The organism is Brenneria sp. g21c3, assembly GCF_040240345.1.
In the GTDB taxonomy this organism is placed as follows: Bacteria; Pseudomonadota; Gammaproteobacteria; order Enterobacterales; family Enterobacteriaceae; genus Brenneria.
Window position 1 is genome coordinate 50,666 of sequence record NZ_JBEIAB010000009.1, and the last position, 21,424, is coordinate 72,089.

Sequence of the window (21,424 nt, forward strand, 5' to 3'; positions counted from 1 at the left end):
AGAAGTAATGCATAACGCTGCACCCATCACCCGTCGGAAATCAAAGCGGATTTACGTCGGCAAGGTGCCTATTGGGGATGGCGCGCCGATTGCGGTGCAGTCCATGACCAATACCCGGACCACTGATGTTGAAGCGACGGTTAATCAAATCAAATCACTGGAACGCGTCGGTGTTGATATTGTACGTGTTTCCGTTCCCACCATGGATGCGGCCGAAGCGTTCAAACTCATTAAACAGCAGGTGAATGTCCCACTGGTGGCCGACATCCATTTCGACTACCGCATTGCGTTGAAAGTCGCGGAGTACGGCGTTGACTGTCTGCGCATCAATCCGGGCAACATCGGCAACGAAGAGCGAATCCGCGCCGTGGTCGATTGCGCGCGGGATAACAATATTCCGATACGTATCGGCGTTAACGGCGGGTCGCTGGAAAAGGATTTGCAGGAAAAATATGGCGAGCCTACGCCGGAAGCGCTGCTGGAATCCGCCATGCGCCACGTTGATATTCTTGACCGTCTCAATTTCGATCAGTTTAAAGTCAGCGTAAAAGCGTCCGACGTTTTCCTGGCCGTGCAGTCCTATCGGTTGCTGGCCGCGCAAATCGACCAGCCGTTGCATCTGGGCATTACTGAAGCCGGCGGCGCGCGCAGCGGCGCGGTCAAATCAGCGATTGGATTGGGCCTGCTGCTGTCGGAAGGTATCGGCGATACCCTGCGTATTTCTCTGGCCGCCAATCCGATAGAGGAAGTGAAAGTCGGCTTCGATATTCTGAAGTCGTTGCGTATTCGCTCGCGCGGCATCAATTTTATCGCTTGTCCCACCTGCTCGCGGCAGGAGTTTGATGTCATTGGCACCGTGAACGCGCTGGAACAGCGTCTGGAAGACATTATCACGCCGATGGACGTCTCGATTATCGGTTGCGTGGTTAACGGGCCGGGCGAGGCGCTGGTTTCCACTATCGGCGTGACGGGCGGACATAATAAGAGCGGCTTCTATGAAGACGGCGTTCGTCAGCGTGAGCGGTTCGATAACGAGCAGATGATTGACCAGTTGGAAGCCAAAATTCGGGCTAAAGCGTCCATGATGGATGAGAGCCGACGCATTACGGTAAATCTGGTTGATAAGTAACCGGGTCTGATGCTGTGACGCCCGGCAAGACGATTCTTGAGCCCGATGGGAAGGCCTTCCGATTGAAGATAGCGTGCCAATCCCCCTATAATCGGGTTTATTTTTTGAATAATAGATAGAGAACAGACGTGGCAAAAAATATTCAAGCCATCCGCGGTATGAACGATTACCTGCCGGCCGATACGGCGCTGTGGCAGCGGATTGAAAACAGCCTGAAGCAGGTGCTCGGCAGCTACGGCTACAGTGAAATCCGTACGCCGATTGTCGAGCAGACCGGGTTGTTTAAACGCGCCATCGGGGAAGTCACCGATGTGGTCGAAAAAGAGATGTATACCTTTGAGGATCGGAACGGCGACAGTCTGACGCTGCGTCCTGAAAACACCGCGTCCTGCGTCCGTGCCGGTATCGAGCACGGCATCCTCTACAATCAGGAGCAGCGCCTGTGGTATATCGGGCCGATGTTTCGCCATGAGCGTCCGCAGAAGGGGCGTTATCGTCAATTTCATCAGATTGGTTGCGAAGTCTTTGGTCTGGCCGGGCCGGATATCGATGCCGAACTGATTTTGCTGACGGCGCGCTGGTGGCGGGAACTGGGTATTTCTGAACATGTTAATCTTGAGCTGAATTCCATCGGTTCTCTGGAAGCGCGCGCCACTTACCGTGAAGCGCTGATCGCTTTTCTTGAACAGCATAAAGATCGGCTTGATGAAGATTGCCTGCGCCGCATGTACACCAATCCGCTGCGCGTGCTGGATTCGAAAAACTCCCAGGTTCAGACGCTATTGAATGACGCGCCGGTTCTGACCGACTATCTGGATGACGAATCCCGCGTTCACTTTGAATCATTGTGTGAACTTTTAACGCAGGCCGGTATCCCATATACCGTTAATCCGCGTTTGGTTCGCGGTCTGGATTATTACAACCGCACCGTTTTTGAGTGGGTGACGACCAGTCTGGGCGCTCAGGGTACGGTCTGCGCCGGCGGTCGTTATGACGGCATGGTCGAACAACTGGGCGGACATGCGACGCCGTCCGTCGGGTTTGCCATGGGTCTGGAGCGTTTGGTTCTGCTGGTGCAGTCAGTCAACTCCGGCTTTAAAGCGCTTCCCGGCGTTGACGTTTATCTGATCTCTTCAGGCGCAGGCACTCAGATCGCCGCGATGAAACTGGCGGAGACGTTACGCGATGCGCTGCCGCAATTAAAACTGATGACCAACTACGGCGGCGGCAATTTTAAAAAGCAATTCGCCAGGGCTGATAAATGGGGCGCGCGTATTGCGCTGGTACTCGGTGAGAACGAGGTCGCGGCGGGTCAGGTGGTAATCAAAAACCTGAGCAACGGCGAGCAGGATACATTGGCACAGGCGGACGTCGCCGCAAGATTGACGACGTTGCTGGATTGAGGAGAGAGACACCGTGGAAGTCTATGGCACAGAGAATGAGCAGGTTGATGCGTTACGTCGTTTCTTCGCAGAAAATGGGAAGGCGTTGGCTGTTGGTGTTGTGCTTGGTGTCGGCGCGCTGGTGGGATGGCGTTTCTGGCTGAATCACCAGAACAACAGCGCGATGGCGTCATCGGCGTCATATCAGCAAATCAGCGATCGGCTGGCGGAAGGTAAAGCTGAAGACATCGCCTCGGCGGAGAAGTTTTCCACCAATAAAAATAGCTATGGCGTGCTGGCCTCGCTGGCGCTGGCTCGTCATTATGTAGATCAGAAGGATTTTGCCAAAGCTGAACAACAGCTGATTCAGGCTCAATCCCAAACCAAAGATGCCGATCTGCTCTCTCTGGTGAATTTGCGTTTGGCGCGCATTCAACTGCAAGAGAACAAAGCGGATGAAGCGCTGAAGACGCTGGATGCCGTCAAATTGGATGGCTGGGTTGCTTTGGCCGCGGAAGTCCGCGGCGATGCGCTGGTCAGCAAAGGGGATAATCAGGCTGCGCGTGAAGCCTATAACAAGGGGCTGGACGCCAATCCGCCGCAGGCATTACAAGCGTTCCTGCGCATGAAACTGAACAACCTGTCCAGCTAAGAGGAATTCCATGCAATTGCGTAAAACACTTCTGGTAGGACTGGTTTCCGCCGCCCTGCTGAGCGGATGTTCGCTGTTTAACAGCGAGGAAGATGTCGTCACTATGTCTCCACTGCCGACGGTGGAAAATCAGTTTACGCCGACGAAGGTTTGGAGTCGTTCGGTGGGAAGCGGCATTGGCGAATTTTATTCCAATCTGCGCCCGGACTGGCAGAGCGATCGCGTATTTGCCGCCGATCGCAAAGGGACGGTAAAAGCGCTGGATCTCGATAGCGGCGCTGAAATCTGGAAGGTTGACCTGTCTGAAAAAACCGGATTTTTATCCTCGAATATTTCCGCCTTATTATCCGGCGGCGTCGCAGTATCGGGGAATCATGTCTACGTCGGTAGTGAAAAAGCCCAGGTCTATGCCCTGAATACCGAGGATGGCGCATCGGTATGGCAAACCAAAGTCGCCGGCGAAGTGATTTCCCGGCCGGTGATCAGCGACGGCGTGGTGCTGGTTCACACCAGCAACGGAATGCTACAGGCGCTGGATGAAGCCGACGGCGCGATTAAATGGACGGTCAATCTGGATATGCCGACCCTGTCTTTGCGCGGCGAATCCGCACCGACCGTTGCCTTTGGCGCGGCTATCGTCGGCGGTGATAACGGACGTGTGAATGCGGTGCTGATTAACCAGGGGCAGCTAATCTGGCAACAGCGTATTTCACAGCCGAGCGGCGCAACGGAAATCGATCGTCTGAACGATGTCGACACCACGCCGGTTATTGTCGGAGAAGTGGTGTACGCATTGGGCTATAACGGCAACATGACCGCCCTGGACTTACGTTCCGGTCAGATCCTGTGGAAACGGGAACTGGGCTCGGTGCATGATTTCATCGTCGATGGCGACCGTATTTATCTGGTCGATCAGAATGACCGCATTGTGGCGCTGAACACCAATGGCGGCGTGAATCTGTGGCGTCAGAGCGATCTGCTGCACCGCAATTTGACGGCGCCGGTGCTGTATAACGGCTATCTGGTGGTGGGTGACGCCGAAGGATACCTGCACTGGCTGAACACGGCGGATGGCCGTTTTGTGGCGCAACAGAAAGTGGATAGCGCCGGTTTCCTCAGCAAGCCGGTCATTGCCAGCGATAAGCTGCTCATCCAGGCGAAAAACGGTGAAGTTTACGCATTCACCCGCTAGTTAACCACGACATACCTGGATCCCGCCCGCTTGCGGAGGCGATCCCCCAACGGCTCCTGACAGTATCAGGAGCCGTTTCGTCTTTATCGTCAGCGAGTGTTCTTGCTGTAACGTATTGAAACATAAGTAATGAGGTTGTAACAATGATACCTGTCGTCGCGCTGGTCGGACGTCCGAATGTGGGGAAATCCACTCTATTTAACCGCCTGACGCGCACGCGTGATGCTTTGGTGGCGGATTTCCCTGGGCTGACACGTGACCGCAAGTATGGTCGTGCTGAAGTGGAAGGTCATGAATTTATCATCATTGATACCGGCGGTATTGATGGCACCGAAGACGGCGTCGAAACGCGGATGGCCGGTCAGTCGCTGATGGCGATAGAAGAAGCCGATATCGTGTTGTTTATGGTGGATGCCCGCGCGGGGCTGATGCCTGCCGATCAGGGGATCGCGCAACATCTGCGCAGCCGCCAGAAGGCGACGTTTCTGGTCGCCAATAAAACGGATGGCGTCGATCCCGACACCGTTATCGGCGATTTCTACTCTCTGGGAATGGGGGATATCTATCCGATAGCCGCTTCTCACGGCCGCGGCGTAACGTCATTGCTTGAAAAAGCGCTGTTGCCGTTTGTGCAGGACGATGAGACTGAAGTCGTTGAGCTGACGGAAGAAGAAGAAAACGCCGCCTACTGGGCCGAGCAGCTTGCGGAGGGTCAGCTTGCCGACGACGCCGAGGGGGAAGAGGATGATTTCAATCCTGAAGACCTGCCGATTAAGCTGGCCATCGTCGGCCGCCCCAACGTGGGTAAGTCCACACTCACCAACCGTATTCTGGGCGAGGAACGGGTGGTGGTTTACGATATGCCGGGTACTACGCGCGACAGTATTTATATCCCGATGGTGCGTGACGAGCGAGAGTACGTGCTGATCGATACCGCCGGGGTGCGTAAACGCGGCAAGGTGACCGATACGGTTGAAAAGTTCTCGGTGATTAAAACGCTACAGGCGATTGAAGACGCCAACGTGGTGATGCTGGTTATCGATGCGCGCGAAGGGATTGCCGATCAGGATCTCTCTCTGTTGGGCTTTATCCTCAATAGTGGGCGCTCACTGGTGATTGTGGTCAACAAGTGGGACGGCCTGTCGCAGGAGGCTCGGGAGCAAATCAAGGAAACGCTGGATTTACGCCTCGGTTTTATTGATTTCGCCCGCATCCATTTTATCTCCGCGCTGCATGGCAGCGGCGTGGGTAATCTGTTCGAATCGGTGACTGAAGCCTATTCCTGCGCCACTCGCCGGGTGGGTACCTCCATGCTGACCCGCATTATGCAGATGGCCGTCGATGACCATCAGCCGCCGCTGGTACGCGGTCGTCGCGTAAAGCTGAAATATGCGCACGCGGGAGGCTATAACCCGCCGATTGTGGTGATCCACGGCAATCAGGTAAAAGATTTACCGGATTCCTATAAACGCTATCTGATGAATTACTATCGTCGTTCATTGCAGGTGATGGGAACGCCAATCCGCATCCAGTTCAAAGAAGGGGAAAACCCCTTTGCGGATAAGCGTAATACCTTGACGCCCAATCAGTTACGTAAGCGTAAGCGTTTGATGAAGCATCTGAAAAAAAGTAAATAATGAATGAGCGGGGCGGATACTGAGTATTCGCCCCGCATTGCTGAACGGCTGGGTAAGTTTATGTCCTGGGAAAACTGGAGTTTTGCGTTTAACGTCACGATGCCGAATCTGTTGATGCTGCTGCTGGGAATGGCGCTGCGCAAACTGAACATGCTGAACGACGCCTTTTGCGACTCGGCCATGCGCCTGGTCTTTAATGTCTCTCTGCCTTGTCTGCTGTTCTTCAGCGTGGTCAGCAATCACCAGCCGATGATGGCGCAGTTGCCGCTGGTGGTTTATGGCGTCGTCGGCACGTTACTGACTTATCTGTTGCTGGAGTTCGCCGCGGTCTATGTCGTCAAGGAACCGACCGAGCGCGGTATCTTCGTGCAGGGCGGCTTTCGTTCAAACACCGGCATTATGGGGCTGGCGTTCGCGATGAGCGCCTATGGCGAAGAAGGCGTCGCCATCGGTTCTTTGTACCTGATGGTGACGGTGATTATGTTTAACGTGTTGTCCGTGATCACCTTGACGCGCAGCTTAAAGCGCACGGATGACGGTCGGGGCATCCGTATCTTTGCGCTGCTGAAGAGCATCGTCACCAATCCGTTGATTATCAGCCTGCTGGGCGGCTTGTGCTATTCGAACAGCGGCTGGCCGATGCCATCTGTGATTCGGCAGACCGGCGGCTTTATTGCCTCGCTGTCGTTGCCGTTGGCGCTTTTGTGCGCCGGCGTTAGTCTTGATCTGCGGATGATTTTTCGATCGTCCAACGTGGCGGCGCTCTCCTCCGTGTCCAAGTTGCTGATTGTGCCGGCGATCCTGACGTTCGGCGGCTGGCTGGTCGGTTTTCGCGGCGCGACGCTCGGCGTGATTTTTTTGTTTTCCGCCACGCCGACGTCGGCGGGCAGCTACGCGATGACCCGGGCAATGGGCGGCAATCCCACGCTGGCGGCCAATATTATTGGTTTGACCACCGCTGGTTCGTTCTTTGTTATTGCCCTGGGCGTCTATTTCCTGCGTTCGCTCGGGGTGATTTAGTCATAAGGGGAGGATAGGGTGGAAGTCATTTGTCCGCGCTGCCATAGCGCGATGAACTGGAAAAACGATAATCGGTTTCATTGTCCGGCCTGTGGGGAGGACTATCTGCGCGAAGCGCATTGCCCCGAATGCCGACAGCCGCTTCAGGAGCTAAAAGCCTGCGGCGCGGTGGATTATTTCTGTCAGCACGGGCATGGTCTGGTTTCGAAAAAGCGCGTGGTCTTTTCGTTGCACAAACAACAGGCGGAAAAATAAAAAATATAATATGCGCTTATACCTTTTTAAGCCTTCTTTCTGCTTTTTCGCCACTGATAGGTTATTTTAGCAATCCGCTTGCTTCGGCAAAAAAAGACGAAAAGGTAAAATGAGGGCGAGTTTATCAGTTTGAAAACAAAATAGAGTAAAAGGATAATAATCACTGGCATGACAAGATTTGAATTCAACCCGGTCTGAGTATAGAGGGTAATATGGTAGATGCAGTTTGGCACAGCCAGAAATACAGAGGTGATGTACAGGATTTTTAATACTTCCAATCCTCTGTTATGCCCCCTTGGAATATAATGGATAAACATAATAAGCGGTATTATATAATAAATGATTGTTATGATTGCGGTGAACCCGAAGTGAAGTCCGTGATTGTTCTTATCAATGATAAACAGATCTGCCAGCACGATTGTATTTATTACGGCAACGGGCAGTAATAAAAATATAGCCATTACGGTTGTCCACGGCGTTACGGGAGGGATCGCGTTTTCTTTCTTAAGGAAGTAATTCTCCAGTTTTTTTCCTGAACGTCGGTATAGCGCAGGGTTCTTATCTCTGATTTCTTTCTCAACCTCCCTTCCATGGCTGATTAATTCATTGAAATTTTTACCTAAATTCATCATTCTTCCCTATTGTCGTGGTTGAGTGAATCAAATATATCCCACGGAATATCATATAACGAGCCAGATTGATGCCGACAAATGCCGATGTATTGTTTATCGCTCTTGCCAGGCAATGATGCTGCTAGACCGCCTGATACGGCAAGCAACACATTAATGATTATTGCTCCGCATGAAAATGCTGTTGACGTAATTTCTGTCCCCGGAGACGGACTGGATGCGGATTTAAAGTCGCTATTTGCCTTCGCGCCATAGGGTGGTGAGTTCCGGCGGCGCCAGGTTTTCCGGGATCAAAAACTCTTTTTCGGCATCGGGCGTTTTCTTTGCGGAGGAAAAATAGATATGAATGCGGTAATAAAATTGATCGCCGCGGCCGGGGGAGTCCGGCCCGCCGGGTTCGCGCGCCTGCGGCAGCGCGGAGCGGATAGCGTGGCAAATGCGTTCCCGAACGGGTGGCGGCAGGTTGGCTAATGCAAAACGCCGCAGTCCGGCCAGCTTGGGGATCCAGGCGATGCCGCCTTCGCGCGCCAGTTCGATAACGGCATCATCATTGAGTTCAGGCAACGTCTTCATCTACAGGCTTCCCTGGGCGGATACAACCCCTACTTTTTCCCAGGATTGCTTAACGATATCCGCGACGGACTGGTCGAAAAGCTGTGCGGCATGCTGGATGGTGAAGCGGGAGAATATTTCAAAATCGGCGTTTTGCGGCAGCGACTTATCACACAGGGTGGCATACCATATTTTGCCCGCTTTTTCCCAGGAATAGCCTCCCAGTTCGGTCGCCGCCAGATAAAATGCGCGGTTCGGTATCCCAGAGTTGAGGTGTACGCCGCCATTATCTTCACGGGTATTGATATAGCCGTCCATATGCGAGGGTTGCGGATCCCGGCCTAACAGCAGATCGTCATATGCGGTTCCCGGTTGCGACATCGAGCGCAGGCCGGTTCCGTGGATCCCTTCCGCCAGCAGCTCTTCGCCAATCATCCAGTCGGCCTGATCCACCGTTTGTCCGCGGTGGAACTGTTTTACCATTGAACCAAAAACATCGGATAACGACTCGTTCAAAGCGCCGGATTGCCTTAAATAGATGAGCTCGGCTTCACTTTCAATCACGCCGTGCGTCAGTTCATGCGCCACAATATCAATGGCGATGGTGAAGCGGTTGAAAATTTTACCGTCGCCGTCGCCAAAAACCATCTGCTGTCCATTCCAGAACGCGTTCTGATAGTCTTTGCCGTAGTGTACGGTGCCTGTTAGCGTTAAGCCTTGATTATCAAGGGAATTGCGCTGAAAGGCCTGCCAGAAGAAATCATAGGTAACGCCAAGATAGTCATGGGCTTCATCGACGGCGATATCGCCATTGCTGTCCTGACCTTCCTTTCGCACCAGCTTGCCGGGCAATTGCTGCTGATTTTCCGCATCGTATATTTCGCGATAGGGCCGACCCGCAGAAGCCAGGGCGTGAGGCGCGGGTTTGGGGTGAGTGCTTACCATCAGCGACTGAACGTGCATCAGGGTTTGTTGGGCGCAGCGACGCTGTTCCTCTGACCCATTGGCAATAATGCGATGTAAAAGATAAGGAGGGATCACGCTGTGAATCGGCCTGGACTTCATACCTCGGTCTCCTTGAGAAAGGTGGCGAATGGCAATTCAGACGATCGAAAACGGGGACTGCTAATAATTACCTAAGGTAAATATAGTTTAGCAGGGTATTTCTATCTTTTTTTGCGCCGTTTAGCTATTAATGCCGTCGCGTTTTCCGGCATCAGCATGGTGACCTGACTTTCTACCCAACCGTCTTGCAGGCGGGTCTTCAACATGGCTCCCGGCTCGGCCTGGGCGATATTCTTCAGCACCTGGCCGTCCGGCGTAGTGGTGACGTTATAACCGCGCGCCAGCGTCGCCAGCGGACTGACTCCCTCCAGATGCGAGCAGGCGACGCCCAGCCGCTGTTTATGCTGATTGAGCCGGCGCTCAAGGGCGTAGCGCATCTGATACTGCAACTGCTGTAAACGCTGTTGCGCACGATGGATCCTGGGTTGCGGTTGTTGCTGTATCAGTCGCTGTTGTAAACGCTCACTGCGGCGCGCTAGCTGTTTGAGCTGCAACTGCATCCCCTCATCCAGCCGCTGGCGCAGCCTGACCAGTTGCGTCTGCTGACGAGCCAGGCGCAACTGCGGATGTTGCTGCTGTAAGCGATGTTGCAGACGGGTAAAGTCGCGACTGCGCTGGGCGAGGTAATAATCCATCGCCATTTCTAAGCGCTGGCGCTGCGATTGTATCTGGCGGATGAGTTCGAGCTGATTACGGCTGACCAGTTCCGCGGCCGCCGACGGCGTAGGCGCGCGCAAATCGCCGACGAAATCGGCGATGGTGACGTCGGTTTCATGGCCGACGGCGCTGACGACGGGAATCCGGCTGGCGAAAATCGCCCGAGCCACCCGTTCATCGTTGAAACTCCATAAATCTTCCAGCGAGCCGCCGCCACGCCCTACGATCAGCACATCGCATTCGGCGCGCAGGTTAGCGAGATCGATCGCGCGCACAATCTGTAGCGGCGCTTCGTTGCCCTGTACCGCGGTTGGATAGACCACCACCGGCAGCGACGGATCGCGACGTTGCAGAACCTGTAAAATATCGTGCAGGGCGGCGCCGCTGGCTGAGGTGATGACCCCGACCCGTTTGGCGGGGCTTGGCAATGCCTGTTTGAATTGCTGATCGAAAAGCCCTTCCGCGGCGAGTTTCTGTTTTAGCTGTTCAAACTGCTGTTGCAGCAGGCCGTCGCCCGCCGGCTGCATACTTTCCGCCAGCAGTTGGTAATCGCCGCGTGGTTCATACAGCGTAATCGAAGCGCGTATCAACACCTGCTGACCGTTTTGCGGGCGGAAGACGACGCGGCGGTTGCTGTTGCGAAACATGGCGCAGCGGACCTGCGCGCGTTCATCTTTCAGCGTGAAATACCAATGGCCGGATGACGGCTGAGAAAGGTTGGATATTTCGCCGGAAAGCCATATCTGGCCCATTTCCATTTCCAGCAGTTGTCGCACCGTCTGGTTCAGGCGGCTAACGGTAAAAATCGCAGAAGAGGGGAATTGAGACATTGTGAGCCAGATCAAATTTTAAAACAGAGACTTAATTGATCGATAGTACCTGGCTGTAACAGGTAATCAAGCATTTTTTTTAAAAAACACTGGAGACAATCGGTTACGCTCTGTATAATGCCACGGCAATATTTTATCTGTTCTTCACATCCACCTTGGTGAGATATTGCCCATGTTACGTATCGCTAAAGAAGCATTGACGTTTGACGACGTCCTCCTTGTTCCCGCTCATTCTACCGTCTTGCCTAATACGGCTGATTTAACCACCCAACTGACGAAAACCATTCGCCTGAATATTCCTATGTTGTCTGCCGCGATGGATACCGTAACGGAATCCAATCTGGCGATTGCGCTGGCGCAGGAAGGCGGTCTCGGCTTTATTCATAAAAATATGTCGATTGAACGTCAGGCTGAAGAAGTCAGCCGGGTAAAAAGACATGAAAGCGGCGTGGTGGTTGATCCTCAAACCGTTACGCCAACCACCACGCTGCGTCAGGTAAGGGAACTGACCGAACGCAATGGTTTTGCCGGTTATCCGGTGGTTGCCGAAGGTAATGAACTGGTTGGCATCATCACCGGTCGTGACGTACGTTTCGTCACCGATTTGGATCTGCCGGTCAGCGCGGTGATGACGCCGAAAGAACGTCTGGTCACGGTAAAAGCCGACGAAGCCCGTGAAGTCGTGCTGCACAGAATGCATGAAAAACGCGTTGAGAAAGCGCTGGTGGTGGATGATAAGTTCCACCTGCTCGGCATGATCACGGTAAAAGATTTTCAGAAAGCGGAACGTAAACCTAACGCGTGTAAAGACGAACATGGCCGTCTGCGCGTTGGCGCGGCCGTCGGCGCAGGCGACGGTAATGAAGAACGCATTGATGCGCTGGTTGCGGCCGGCGTTGACGTGTTGCTGATTGACTCCTCTCACGGTCACTCCGAAGGCGTATTGCAGCGCATTCGCGCCGCCCGTGAAAAATACCCGGATCTGCCGATTATCGGCGGCAACGTAGCGACGGCCGCGGGCGCAAAAGCGCTGGCGGACGCTGGCGTGAGCGCGGTGAAAGTGGGTATCGGCCCCGGATCTATTTGTACCACGCGTATCGTCACCGGCGTGGGCGTACCGCAGATCACCGCAATTTCCGACGCGGTCGAAGCACTGGAAGGCACCGGCATTCCGGTTATCGCCGACGGCGGTATTCGCTTCTCCGGCGATATCGCGAAAGCGATCGCTGCCGGCGCGGCTTGTGTGATGGTCGGCTCGATGCTGGCCGGTACGGAAGAATCCCCCGGCGAGATCGAACTGTATCAGGGGCGCTCTTTCAAATCCTATCGCGGTATGGGCTCGCTGGGCGCGATGTCCAAAGGCTCTTCCGACCGTTATTTCCAGAGCGATAACGCGGCGGACAAACTGGTGCCGGAAGGGATTGAAGGCCGCGTGGCTTACAAAGGCATGCTGAAAGCCATTGTGCATCAGCAGATGGGCGGCCTGCGCTCCTGTATGGGGCTGACTGGCTGCGGCACCATCGATGAACTGCGCACGAAGGCGGAGTTTGTCCGCATCAGCGGCGCCGGCATTCAGGAAAGCCATGTCCATGACGTTACCATTACCAAGGAATCACCGAATTACCGTATGGGTTCATAAGGTGATTACAGGCTGATTTAATTCGTTAAACCCGGTAATATTCACCGGGTTTAATTACTTTTTAGCTTTTATATCCTATCGATTTCAAGGTGAAGGGCGTGCAACAGCCCGTCGACTTGAGGTTTGCCGGATATATTCGTATTTGGAATACGTTTCCCATGACAGAAAACATTCATCAACACCGCATTCTTATTCTGGATTTCGGCTCGCAATATACGCAGCTGGTTGCACGACGTATTCGTGAACTGGGCGTGTATTGTGAACTCTGGGCATGGGATGTCACAGAAGCGCAGATCCGCGAATTTAATCCTAACGGCATTATTCTTTCCGGCGGCCCGGAAAGCACCACTGAATTCAACAGCCCGCGTGCGCCTGAGTATGTTTTCCAGGCGGGCGTGCCGGTATTAGGCGTTTGCTACGGCATGCAGACCATGGCGATGCAACTGGGCGGCCATGTTGAAGGCTCCAATGAACGTGAATTCGGTTACGCTCAGGTTGAAATTAAAACCGACAGCCGACTGGTGGCCGATATTCAGGATGCATTGAGCGCTGACGGCGCGCCGCTGCTGGATGTCTGGATGAGCCACGGCGATAAAGTGACCGCTATTCCCGACGATTTCGTCACCGTCGCCAGCACCGATACCTGTCCGTTCGCCATTATGGCCAACGAAGAAAAACGTTTTTACGGCGTACAGTTCCACCCGGAAGTTACGCACACCCGTCAGGGACAGCGTCTGCTGGAGCGTTTTGTGCGCGATATCTGCCAGTGCGAAGCGCTGTGGACGCCGGCTAAAATTATTGACGACGCCGTTGAGCGCATTCGTCAGCAGGTTGGCGAAGACCATGTCATCCTTGGTCTGTCCGGCGGCGTCGACTCCTCGGTCACGGCGATGTTGCTGCACCGCGCCATCGGTAAACGCCTGACCTGCGTCTTTGTGGATAACGGCCTGCTGCGCCTGAACGAAGCCGATCAGGTGCTGGAAATGTTCGGCGATCGTTTCGGCCTGAATATCGTCCATGTCCCGGCGGAAGATCGCTTCCTGGACGCGCTGGCCGGTATCGACGATCCGGAAGTGAAGCGTAAGACCATCGGTCGCGTCTTTGTCGAAGTCTTTGATGAAGAAGCGTGCAAACAGTCCGAAGTGAAATGGCTGGCGCAAGGCACCATCTACCCGGACGTGATTGAATCCGCCGCTTCGGCAACCGGCAAGGCGCACGTGATCAAGTCTCACCATAACGTCGGCGGCCTGCCGAAAGAGATGAAGCTGGGTCTGGTGGAACCGCTCAAAGAGCTGTTTAAAGACGAAGTACGCAGAATCGGCCTGGAGCTGGGCCTGCCGTACAACATGCTTTATCGCCACCCGTTCCCGGGGCCGGGTCTGGGCGTGCGCGTGCTGGGTGAAGTGAAAAAAGAGTATTGCGACCTGCTGCGCCGTGCCGATGCCATCTTCATTGAAGAACTGCACAAAGCCGAACTGTACGACAAAGTAAGCCAGGCTTTCACCGTCTTCCTGCCGGTGCGTTCCGTCGGCGTGATGGGCGACGGCCGCAAGTACGACTGGGTTGTTTCATTGCGTGCGGTGGAAACCATCGACTTTATGACCGCTCACTGGGCGCATCTGCCGTACGAGTTCCTCGGCCGCGTCTCCAACCGCATCATCAACGAAGTGGACGGCATCTCCCGCGTGGTTTACGACGTGTCCGGCAAGCCGCCGGCGACGATCGAGTGGGAATAAGTTTTTAACATCCACTGAGTTCCGCGAACATCTAAAATCGCCAGTAAAATCATAGGATTTTCTGGCGATTTTGTTTTCTGGCTCGCATAAACCTTGAAAAGTACATTTTAGGGGTTGCCGTAAAAATACGGTGACCTTGTGTGACTCATTGTCCGTGGTCTGGCGAAAAGCAAAAGAGCAAACTCTCCGTTTGAAAATCAACATTAACATACGGAGAAATATATGGAGCAACATGACTGGCATCCAGCCGACATTATTGCAGGCTTAAGGAAGAGGGGAACGACGCTGGCGGCGATTTCCCGAGAGGCGGGGCTGGCGTCGTCTACGTTGGCAAACGCGCTGACGCGGCACTGGCCGAAAGGCGAGCGCCTGATCGCCGAGGCGCTAAATAAACGCCCCGAAGAGATCTGGCCGTCGCGCTATGAAAACATCAGGCGAAGGCAAAGTGGGGCAGGGGAGTCGGATTGAGAATCAGCTCAGCAGAGGTTTACAAAACCTTATATTTTGCACGAATGGATTTCGGCGCTCCTTAACGGATTTCTATGGAATGGAAATTTGTTAGGGAGCCAACAAGCGCAGCGCATTAGCCGCTTGATGCGGGAAGGCTGGCGCAGTAAGTTATTGGTGCTTTATTGCTGCGGCAAGCAGCATCCCATGTTGTCACGACTTTCAAGGCAATGCGCAGGCCAAACCTGTGAGGTCGACACCCAGCCCGCCATCGCTGCCATTCTGCGGGCGCTCGCTTCGGCGGCGGCAGTTACCTTATCTCAGCGCTTTCCGGCGCGACCTGTCATCTGACGCACATTTCCTCCGCCAATTCTCATCAACCTACTTCTCAGAGGAGGACTGAACCGATATCTGAGGCAGGCTTTCAGCCTGAGGGGATTACCTGCTGATGCAGGCGGCTGCACCGAGTGCATCAATATTTCTCGGTAAATCGGTGAGTGTTTCAGGCATTGAAACATCGTCATAGAAAACATCAGTTCTACGAGGAAGCCGTTTTACCTTGCGCCGGTTTCTGACCAGAGCCACGGGTTGGTGGCCCCGATTTCAATAGTAGTATTCACGACATGAAGACCAATACTTCCTGTCGCCCCGGCAACGAGTATTTTTATGATAAACCTTCTGATAATTCAGACTTATTTTCGATACGGCCAGAATATCAATTATCATTATTGTCAGTAATGGGGCTAAAATGATTGTATCTATGAACACCCTTCATGAGTGCGCTTTGGAGGGGATGTTTCAATAAGGAAATCGCCAATGCTCAAAGAAAACTTCAACGAACTGCAAATCTTTCTTGTGGTTGCAAGGGAGCGAAGTTTTACCAAAGCAGCTGGCAAACTCGGTGTTTCTCAGTCAGCCCTTAGCCATGCGATGAAAGCACTGGAGGAAAGGTTAAACATTCGCCTTTTGACCCGAACCACCCGAAGTGTTGCACCCACTGAAGCAGGTGAGAGAATTATTGCCTGCCTTGAACCTCGTATCGCCGATCTTGAGCAGGAGCTGGAATCGCTGGTTCAACTGAACGGCACAGCCTCCGGCAATATCCGTTTATCTGCCGGGGAGCATGCCGCGCGAAGCCTGGTATGGCCAAAGCTAAAACCCTTCCTTAGGGAATACCCGCAAATTAATGTCGAACTGGTGGTGGATAACGGCTTTGTCGATATTGTTGAGGGGCGTTTTGACGCCGGGATCCGTCTGGGTGAAAGCGTGGATAAGGATATGATCGCCGTGAGGATTGGCCCGGATATGCGGATGGCTGTGGTCGGCGCGCCGTCATATTTCGCCGCTAACCCCGTGCCTGAAACACCGCACGAGTTACAAAACCATCAGTGCATCAATATGCGCCTGCCGACGGCCGGTGGTCTTTATCACTGGGAGTTCGAGAAAGATGGTAAGCCGCTACGCGTGAGAGTTGAAGGGCAGGTGACGCTTAACCTGCTGGCAGAAAGGATTGATGCTGTTTTATCCGGTTTTGGCATCGCCTGTATTCCTGAGGATAGGGTGCAGGATTATGTAGAGTCGGGAGAACTTATGCAGGTTCTGCAAGACTGGTGTCCTTCTTTCCCCGGATATTACCTTTACTACCCCAGCCGTAAGCAGCATCCGCCCGCTTTTGCGCTGATGATCGATGCACTTCGCTACTCGGAATGACGGGTTCGCAATTCGCTGTGGACCCGTCAGGGTGTTAACGGCCTACACGAGCCTGATGCTCAGGCGAGTAACGTTCGCCGACGATTTTAATCGTTTCAAGCGCCTGTGTTATCTGCCGTGAGTCATCCTGCGAAAGAATGATGTCGGCGGCGTCCAGGTTTTCCTCCAGCCGGTGCAGTTTGGTGGTACCCGGGATGGGAACAATCCACGGTTTTTGCGCCAGCAGCCATGCCAGCGCGATTTGCGCGGACGTCACACCTTTCTCTATTGCCAGTTCACCCAACAACGAGACCAGCTTTTCATTGGCTTCGATCGCTTGTGCGGCGAAACGCGGCACGGTGCTGCGGTAATCATCCTTGCCAAACGTGGTTCCTGGCTTAATCGATCCCGTCAGGAAGCCTTTACCTAATGGGCTGAATGGCACAAAACCAATGCCCAGATCTTCCAGTAACGGCAGGATCTCCTGCTCAGGCTCGCGCCACCACATGGAGTATTCGCTTTGCAGGGCAGTGACAGGTTGTACAGCATGCGCACGGCGAATGGTTTGCACACCCGCTTCGGACAGACCGAAATGTTTGACTTTGCCTTCAGCTATCAGGTCTTTCACCGTTCCTGCAACATCTTCAATAGGGACATCCGGATCGACACGGTGTTGATATAGCAGATCAATGACATCAGTCTTAAGACGGCGTAATGACCCTTCAACAGCTTCACGGATATGCTCCGGACGGCTGTTTAAAATCTGCTGCTTGTTGTCCGTACCGAAGGTAAAACCAAACTTGGTGGCGATGACCACGCGGTCACGAAAGGGTTTTAAGGCTTCACCGACAACCTCTTCATTAAGGAAGGGGCCATACACTTCGGCGGTATCGAAGAACGTGACGCCACGCTCAACCGCTGCACGAATGAGTTCGATAGCCTGACGGGTATCTGTCGCCGGGCCGTAGCCGTGGCTGAGGCCCATGCAACCGAGTCCAAGCGCGGATACTTCGAGTCCGGATTTACCCAGGTAACGTTTTTGCATTGAATGAATACCTTTTTATCGCGACTTAAACATCAAGTTTGCGGCCAGTCAGCCATTCCACCATTGCGGGGTCGCGGTGAGAGAAGAATGCGCTGGTTGCGGTATCGAGGGCGGCAATCTGCAGCATATCCTCAGAACTGAGTTCAAAATCGAGAATGTTGATGTTCTCTTCCATGCGTTCTTTCCGCACCGATTTCGCCAGCGAAACGATACCGCGCTGGAAGATCCAACGCAGCACAACCTGGCCCACGCTTTTGCCATATTTCTGACCAATCGCCGTTAACACGGGATGCTGGAACAGACCATTTTTACCTTCAGCAAACGGCGCCCAGGCTTCCGGCTGAATGCCACGGCTTTGCATCCACGGAACGGCGTGCAGTTGCTGGTTGAAGGGGTTAACTTCAATCTGGTTTACCGCAGGGGCGACTTTATTGAAGGCGATAAGATCGGCCAGTCTGTCAGGATGAAAGTTACTGACGCCAATGGCGCGAATTTTGCCTGCCTGTTGCAGTTCTTCCATGGCGCGCCAGGCCCCATGGACATCACCGTAAGGCTGGTGAATCAGATACAGGTCAACGTAGTCAAGTTGCAGTCGATTCAGAGAGCGTTCGAACTGCGCTTTAGCACCTTCGTAATTGGTATCCTGCAGCCAAAGTTTGGTTGTGACAAAAAGTTCGTTACGTGCGATACCGGTCTGTTTCAGCGCATTCCCGACCTGGGTTTCATTCTGGTAAGACGCAGCGGTATCGATCAGGCGGTATCCCGTATCGATGGCATCAATAACGGCTCTTTCGCATTCAACGGCATCAGACATCTGAAACACCCCGAAGCCCTGCAGGGGCATGTCAATACCGTTATTCAGTTTTACAGTTTGCATGACGTTATCCTTCAACTGTTGTCCAGGAAAAGCATAACGCAAAGTGATTTATTCGATTAGACGGGGTAATTAGCTAGGGTTTATTAGCTGTGTTCATTAATTTTGAGGGTGTCCGGAGGTCGGCTTTGTACCCAGGCTGTGTGGAAACTAATAGTTTCAAGTCGCTCAGCAACATTTCTGATCTGCGTTGTAAGAATGTCGTCGAAGCTGACTGAGTACCCATAAATTTTCATTCGGGCGGTTCAAGGGCTTTTAATACCGACCATAACTTCATTGAAGGCGAAAGCGGCGGCAACCGCTAGCCGTATTGTTCTCGCAACTTAATAGTCAATTCTTCAGTACTTGTTGAATTTTCTGAAGTCGGCAATAGTTTTAAAGTCAGGCGTTAATCGATCAAGCAACCACATCAGTTCAACGTTCCGCCGGGCCTCTTTTTCTAACCTGCGTGAGGACTGAATGCGGCTCAGGTATCCATAAATGTACAGCTTCAGCATAGGCGTAAAGTTGCGCCGCTGGTTAGATCCAACCGGGGAATACATCTGTCTTTTCCGCTATAACCAACAGACTGACGAGGCGATTCTCGACATTTTCGCCGGCACACGTCAGGACTGGTTATCACTTCTCTATCTCGTCCAGATCTCCCGCCCGTAAAGATCGAAGCATGTGACGACTACCCCAGCGATGGCTGTGGGGTTCACATGTGTGCTTTTATCATCCCCAATAACCGTCGAGGCGGTTGTAATTGATCGATAATCAACGTGAGTTATGATTGGGCGACTTTCCCCTTACATCGCAGATTCTTCTAGTGTTTTCATGCAAGTACATACAGAAGCAAAGCCGATGCACTTTAATTACCGACCTTTTCAGCGAGCCGCTATGTCCGTTGTTCGCTCAAAGCAAACAGTCACATTCAACAGCTCTTCACCAAGATTAGGCCATTTATTTTTGATAAAGCCTGATGATTGTATTGAGCCCTCAATAATGAAGGCTCAATACGACTTCTTTCTATTGCAGATCTTTTTCCTTCAGGAATTTACTTACCAAATCAGCAATCTGCACATTATTCAGGTCAGAGAACGGGAAGTGGGTATTACCTTTGATTCCTACCTCAGGCAGATGTGTCACAGTGACATCCCCGCCATGCTTGTTCACCACGTCACGCCACTCACGAGCCATCGCCAGACGTACGCGCCAACTATCCTGCGCGGGCATGGCGACAGGCTTATCCGGTATGTTATCGCCGTAAATAATCAGAATCGGGATTTTAGTCAGCGCCATAAACTGTTCCATCGGCACTGATTCACCCTTCAGCGTGTCGAACGCACTTGGCATAGGGGCTGGTAGTTCTTTCTCCGGGAAGACAAAACTGCTACCAGGCTCGAAGGCGACAATAGCTTTGACCTTGTCGTTTTTCATCGCAGCGTACCAGCCAGGCCCGCCGCCCTGAGAGTGGGTGAAGAGGATAGCCGGGCCGGATTTATCTACTACAGCGGACATAGCGTCAGAGATAACATTGATATCAAACGGCCCTGTATTCGGGGTCATCTGACGGAAATACTGATTTAGTGCTTCTTTGTCGTGAGAGAACTGAACGCCTTTAAAATACTCTGGCCACACGCCAACGCGAAACTGGTTAAACCACATTTGCTCATCGGGTTTTGGCGTGACAGTACCTTCTACAGTGGTGCGCCCGGCGCTGCCCCGACGCGGCTGATCGACAAGATAAGTTGAAAATCCGCGACGCAAAAATATGTTCTGAAATCCTTCGCGACCGTCAGGCGTGCTTTCCCAGGTGCGGGAAAACTGCCCCGCACCATGCAGCATGACGATGGGGTATTTGTGCGGATTCTCCGGGATTTTGTAGAACACTGACGCATGATCGCCATGATAAGTTTGACCAGCGGAGTCCAGCGGCTTTTTCGCATCAAATGTTCCTGGTGCGGTGATGATGGTTCCGCCAGCGGAAAAGCTACCTTGTTGCTGAATGACCAATGGTTCGGCATAGACGGACTGAGCCGCCAGGCCGCCTGCCATCACGCAGATGGCCAGCGTTTTTAAGATCGTCTTCAAGATTACATCCTCTGTTATGTTTGCAGTTCAATCATATCTGAGTTGCCAGCATTAATTATTTAGCCCCCTTGATTGCCCTTATTTGGCAGACTCATGAATGCGGAAGATTAGCCGCGTATCGTCTCTAACCAACGGGTTACCGTTTCTGTGGTTCTTCGCTCCTGATCGCATTCAATGACCAGCGGTTTTTCCCGGCGAGCGGTTGGCGCCAGACTTGCAAGGATGTCGTCGCTGTCCCCTTTACCGTAGCCGCCGTGAGTAATGAAGGGGATGAGTAATTTGCCCGCAAGGTTATGGCTGCTAAGAAATGTTTGCACAATGGGCGGCACGCTGGTCCCCCAGACGGGAAAGCCTAAATACACGGTCTCATAGCGTTCGATATCTGCGACGCTATTTTTTAATGCTGGTTTTACTCCCCGTTCACGCTCATTTTTCGCGTGTTCAACGGTCTGAAAATAGTCTTCCGGATAAGGTGTGGCCGGTTCGATTTCAAACATATCGGTTTTCAGGCTGCGGTGAATGACGCCCGCAATAACTCGTGTGTTCCCGCTACGGGAAAAGTACGCCACCAGAATACGGCTTTTACCCCGCACCTTTACGTTTCCAATCGCAGCTGTTGCCAGGGAGACGTTCGCCAGCGTGAGCCCGGCAAGCGCGGTAATCAATATTCTGCGGGTGGGATCATGCTCCATAACCAACTCCTTTATTTGCTCGCGAGCGCCTTTTCAGCTCGCATGGCGGCATCATTTTCGCCATGTTCACGCAGAACCTGTGCCAACTGGCGCAGCTGCGCTGCCGTCAGGCCGACCCGCATGCTTGCTCGCGTATGAGATAACAGTTGTGCTTCAATAAGACTAACGAAGTCGGAGAGAAAGATAATTACCCACATTAAATAGCCGCTATGAATGAAATTCATGAAAC

General features: G+C 53.1%; 19 protein-coding genes and 3 pseudogenes. 11 read left to right on the forward strand and 11 right to left on the reverse strand.

What is annotated here, in order from left to right:
• Positions 1-7 precede the first annotated feature (7 nt).
• The 7 genes from ispG (at position 8) to ABRZ28_RS14595 (ending at position 7,267) form a co-directional block, all read left to right on the forward strand.
• Complete coding sequence (gene ispG / locus ABRZ28_RS14565) at positions 8-1,129, forward strand: flavodoxin-dependent (E)-4-hydroxy-3-methylbut-2-enyl-diphosphate synthase (RefSeq protein ID WP_319605285.1); 1,122 nt, start codon at positions 8-10, stop codon at positions 1,127-1,129.
• Between the two features lie 128 nt (positions 1,130-1,257).
• On the forward strand, positions 1,258-2,532 hold the full coding sequence (hisS, locus tag ABRZ28_RS14570) for a histidine--tRNA ligase (protein WP_330520647.1): 1,275 nt from the start codon (positions 1,258-1,260) through the stop codon (positions 2,530-2,532).
• A gap of 13 nt (positions 2,533-2,545) precedes the next feature.
• Positions 2,546-3,163, forward strand: a complete 618-nt coding sequence (locus tag ABRZ28_RS14575) for a YfgM family protein (RefSeq protein WP_319605287.1) — start codon at positions 2,546-2,548, stop codon at positions 3,161-3,163.
• Between the two features lie 10 nt (positions 3,164-3,173).
• Positions 3,174-4,355 carry an outer membrane protein assembly factor BamB gene (gene bamB, locus ABRZ28_RS14580; protein WP_319605288.1) on the forward strand — a complete coding sequence of 394 codons (1,182 nt, stop codon included), beginning with the start codon at positions 3,174-3,176 and terminating at the stop codon, positions 4,353-4,355.
• 143 nt (positions 4,356-4,498) lie between these two features.
• Positions 4,499-5,992 carry a ribosome biogenesis GTPase Der gene (gene der, locus ABRZ28_RS14585; protein WP_330520648.1) on the forward strand — a complete coding sequence of 498 codons (1,494 nt, stop codon included), beginning with the start codon at positions 4,499-4,501 and terminating at the stop codon, positions 5,990-5,992.
• Between the two features lie 60 nt (positions 5,993-6,052).
• Positions 6,053-7,012, forward strand: coding sequence for an AEC family transporter (locus tag ABRZ28_RS14590; RefSeq protein ID WP_330520755.1), 960 nt, complete (start codon positions 6,053-6,055; stop codon positions 7,010-7,012).
• An 18-nt stretch (positions 7,013-7,030) separates the two neighbouring features.
• The gene (locus tag ABRZ28_RS14595) at positions 7,031-7,267 is read left to right on the forward strand and encodes a zinc ribbon domain-containing protein (RefSeq protein ID WP_330520649.1); all 237 of its coding nucleotides are present in this window, start codon (positions 7,031-7,033) and stop codon (positions 7,265-7,267) included.
• Positions 7,268-7,293: 26 nt separating this feature from the next.
• On the opposite strand, the gene ABRZ28_RS14600 is transcribed toward ABRZ28_RS14595, so the two are convergent.
• The 4 genes from ABRZ28_RS14600 to xseA all read right to left on the reverse strand — a co-directional run bounded on the left by ABRZ28_RS14600 (position 7,294) and on the right by xseA (position 11,000).
• On the reverse strand, positions 7,294-7,896 hold the full coding sequence (locus tag ABRZ28_RS14600; RefSeq protein WP_330520650.1) for a hypothetical protein: 603 nt from the start codon (positions 7,894-7,896) through the stop codon (positions 7,294-7,296).
• A gap of 234 nt (positions 7,897-8,130) precedes the next feature.
• On the reverse strand, positions 8,131-8,469 hold the full coding sequence (locus ABRZ28_RS14605; RefSeq protein ID WP_319605292.1) for a protealysin inhibitor emfourin: 339 nt from the start codon (positions 8,467-8,469) through the stop codon (positions 8,131-8,133).
• Positions 8,470-9,513 (reverse strand): M4 family metallopeptidase, encoded by a 1,044-nt coding sequence (locus ABRZ28_RS14610; protein WP_330520651.1) that lies wholly within the window; start codon positions 9,511-9,513, stop codon positions 8,470-8,472.
• A gap of 101 nt (positions 9,514-9,614) precedes the next feature.
• Positions 9,615-11,000, reverse strand: coding sequence for an exodeoxyribonuclease VII large subunit (gene xseA / locus ABRZ28_RS14615; RefSeq protein WP_330520652.1), 1,386 nt, complete (start codon positions 10,998-11,000; stop codon positions 9,615-9,617).
• Positions 11,001-11,172: 172 nt separating this feature from the next.
• On the opposite strand from xseA, the gene guaB reads away from it, so the two are divergent.
• From guaB to ABRZ28_RS14630, 3 genes are all read left to right on the forward strand, one after another.
• The gene (gene guaB, locus ABRZ28_RS14620) at positions 11,173-12,639 is read left to right on the forward strand and encodes an IMP dehydrogenase (protein WP_330520653.1); all 1,467 of its coding nucleotides are present in this window, start codon (positions 11,173-11,175) and stop codon (positions 12,637-12,639) included.
• A gap of 158 nt (positions 12,640-12,797) precedes the next feature.
• Positions 12,798-14,375 (forward strand): glutamine-hydrolyzing GMP synthase, encoded by a 1,578-nt coding sequence (guaA, locus tag ABRZ28_RS14625; protein ID WP_319605296.1) that lies wholly within the window; start codon positions 12,798-12,800, stop codon positions 14,373-14,375.
• 222 nt (positions 14,376-14,597) lie between these two features.
• A complete protein-coding gene (locus ABRZ28_RS14630; protein WP_330520655.1) occupies positions 14,598-14,843 on the forward strand; it encodes a helix-turn-helix domain-containing protein in 246 nt (81 codons plus the stop codon).
• A 444-nt stretch (positions 14,844-15,287) separates the two neighbouring features.
• On the opposite strand, the pseudogene ABRZ28_RS14635 reads toward ABRZ28_RS14630, so the two are convergent.
• Positions 15,288-15,490 (reverse strand): annotated as a pseudogene (locus ABRZ28_RS14635) (NAD(P)H-binding protein); the annotation flags it as partial.
• 148 nt (positions 15,491-15,638) lie between these two features.
• Here ABRZ28_RS14635 and ABRZ28_RS14640 point away from each other — a divergent pair.
• On the forward strand, positions 15,639-16,532 hold the full coding sequence (locus ABRZ28_RS14640; protein WP_330520656.1) for a LysR family transcriptional regulator: 894 nt from the start codon (positions 15,639-15,641) through the stop codon (positions 16,530-16,532).
• Between the two features lie 34 nt (positions 16,533-16,566).
• On the opposite strand, the gene ABRZ28_RS14645 is transcribed toward ABRZ28_RS14640, so the two are convergent.
• The 6 genes and pseudogenes from ABRZ28_RS14645 to ABRZ28_RS14670 form a co-directional block, all read right to left on the reverse strand.
• Entirely contained in the window at positions 16,567-17,556 is a 990-nt protein-coding gene (locus tag ABRZ28_RS14645; RefSeq protein WP_330520657.1) for an aldo/keto reductase, read from the reverse strand.
• Between the two features lie 25 nt (positions 17,557-17,581).
• Positions 17,582-18,433, reverse strand: a complete 852-nt coding sequence (locus ABRZ28_RS14650; RefSeq protein ID WP_330520658.1) for an aldo/keto reductase — start codon at positions 18,431-18,433, stop codon at positions 17,582-17,584.
• A gap of 344 nt (positions 18,434-18,777) precedes the next feature.
• Positions 18,778-18,927 (reverse strand): annotated as a pseudogene (locus ABRZ28_RS14655) (transposase); the annotation flags it as partial.
• Between the two features lie 511 nt (positions 18,928-19,438).
• Positions 19,439-20,503, reverse strand: a complete 1,065-nt coding sequence (locus tag ABRZ28_RS14660; protein ID WP_330520659.1) for an alpha/beta hydrolase — start codon at positions 20,501-20,503, stop codon at positions 19,439-19,441.
• A 107-nt stretch (positions 20,504-20,610) separates the two neighbouring features.
• Positions 20,611-21,195, reverse strand: coding sequence for a flavodoxin (locus ABRZ28_RS14665; RefSeq protein WP_330520660.1), 585 nt, complete (start codon positions 21,193-21,195; stop codon positions 20,611-20,613).
• A gap of 11 nt (positions 21,196-21,206) precedes the next feature.
• Positions 21,207-21,353, reverse strand: a pseudogene (locus ABRZ28_RS14670) (carboxymuconolactone decarboxylase family protein); the annotation flags it as partial.
• Positions 21,354-21,424 lie beyond the last annotated feature (71 nt).

Bases quoted from the DNA above. Each gene is read 5' to 3' on its own strand.
- ispG (WP_319605285.1), top strand. From the start codon at position 8: ATGCATAACGCTGCACCCATCACCCGTCGGAAATCAAAGCGGATTTAC.
- bamB (WP_319605288.1), top strand. From the start codon at position 3,174: ATGCAATTGCGTAAAACACTTCTGGTAGGACTGGTTTCCGCCGCCCTG.
- der (WP_330520648.1), top strand. From the start codon at position 4,499: ATGATACCTGTCGTCGCGCTGGTCGGACGTCCGAATGTGGGGAAATCC.
- ABRZ28_RS14590 (WP_330520755.1), top strand. From the start codon at position 6,053: ATGTCCTGGGAAAACTGGAGTTTTGCGTTTAACGTCACGATGCCGAAT.
- ABRZ28_RS14600 (WP_330520650.1), bottom strand. From the start codon at position 7,896: ATGAATTTAGGTAAAAATTTCAATGAATTAATCAGCCATGGAAGGGAG.
- ABRZ28_RS14605 (WP_319605292.1), bottom strand. From the start codon at position 8,469: ATGAAGACGTTGCCTGAACTCAATGATGATGCCGTTATCGAACTGGCG.
- ABRZ28_RS14610 (WP_330520651.1), bottom strand. From the start codon at position 9,513: ATGAAGTCCAGGCCGATTCACAGCGTGATCCCTCCTTATCTTTTACAT.
- xseA (WP_330520652.1), bottom strand. From the start codon at position 11,000: ATGTCTCAATTCCCCTCTTCTGCGATTTTTACCGTTAGCCGCCTGAAC.
- guaB (WP_330520653.1), top strand. From the start codon at position 11,173: ATGTTACGTATCGCTAAAGAAGCATTGACGTTTGACGACGTCCTCCTT.
- guaA (WP_319605296.1), top strand. From the start codon at position 12,798: ATGACAGAAAACATTCATCAACACCGCATTCTTATTCTGGATTTCGGC.
- ABRZ28_RS14630 (WP_330520655.1), top strand. From the start codon at position 14,598: ATGGAGCAACATGACTGGCATCCAGCCGACATTATTGCAGGCTTAAGG.
- ABRZ28_RS14640 (WP_330520656.1), top strand. From the start codon at position 15,639: ATGCTCAAAGAAAACTTCAACGAACTGCAAATCTTTCTTGTGGTTGCA.
- ABRZ28_RS14645 (WP_330520657.1), bottom strand. From the start codon at position 17,556: ATGCAAAAACGTTACCTGGGTAAATCCGGACTCGAAGTATCCGCGCTT.
- ABRZ28_RS14650 (WP_330520658.1), bottom strand. From the start codon at position 18,433: ATGCAAACTGTAAAACTGAATAACGGTATTGACATGCCCCTGCAGGGC.
- ABRZ28_RS14665 (WP_330520660.1), bottom strand. From the start codon at position 21,195: ATGGAGCATGATCCCACCCGCAGAATATTGATTACCGCGCTTGCCGGG.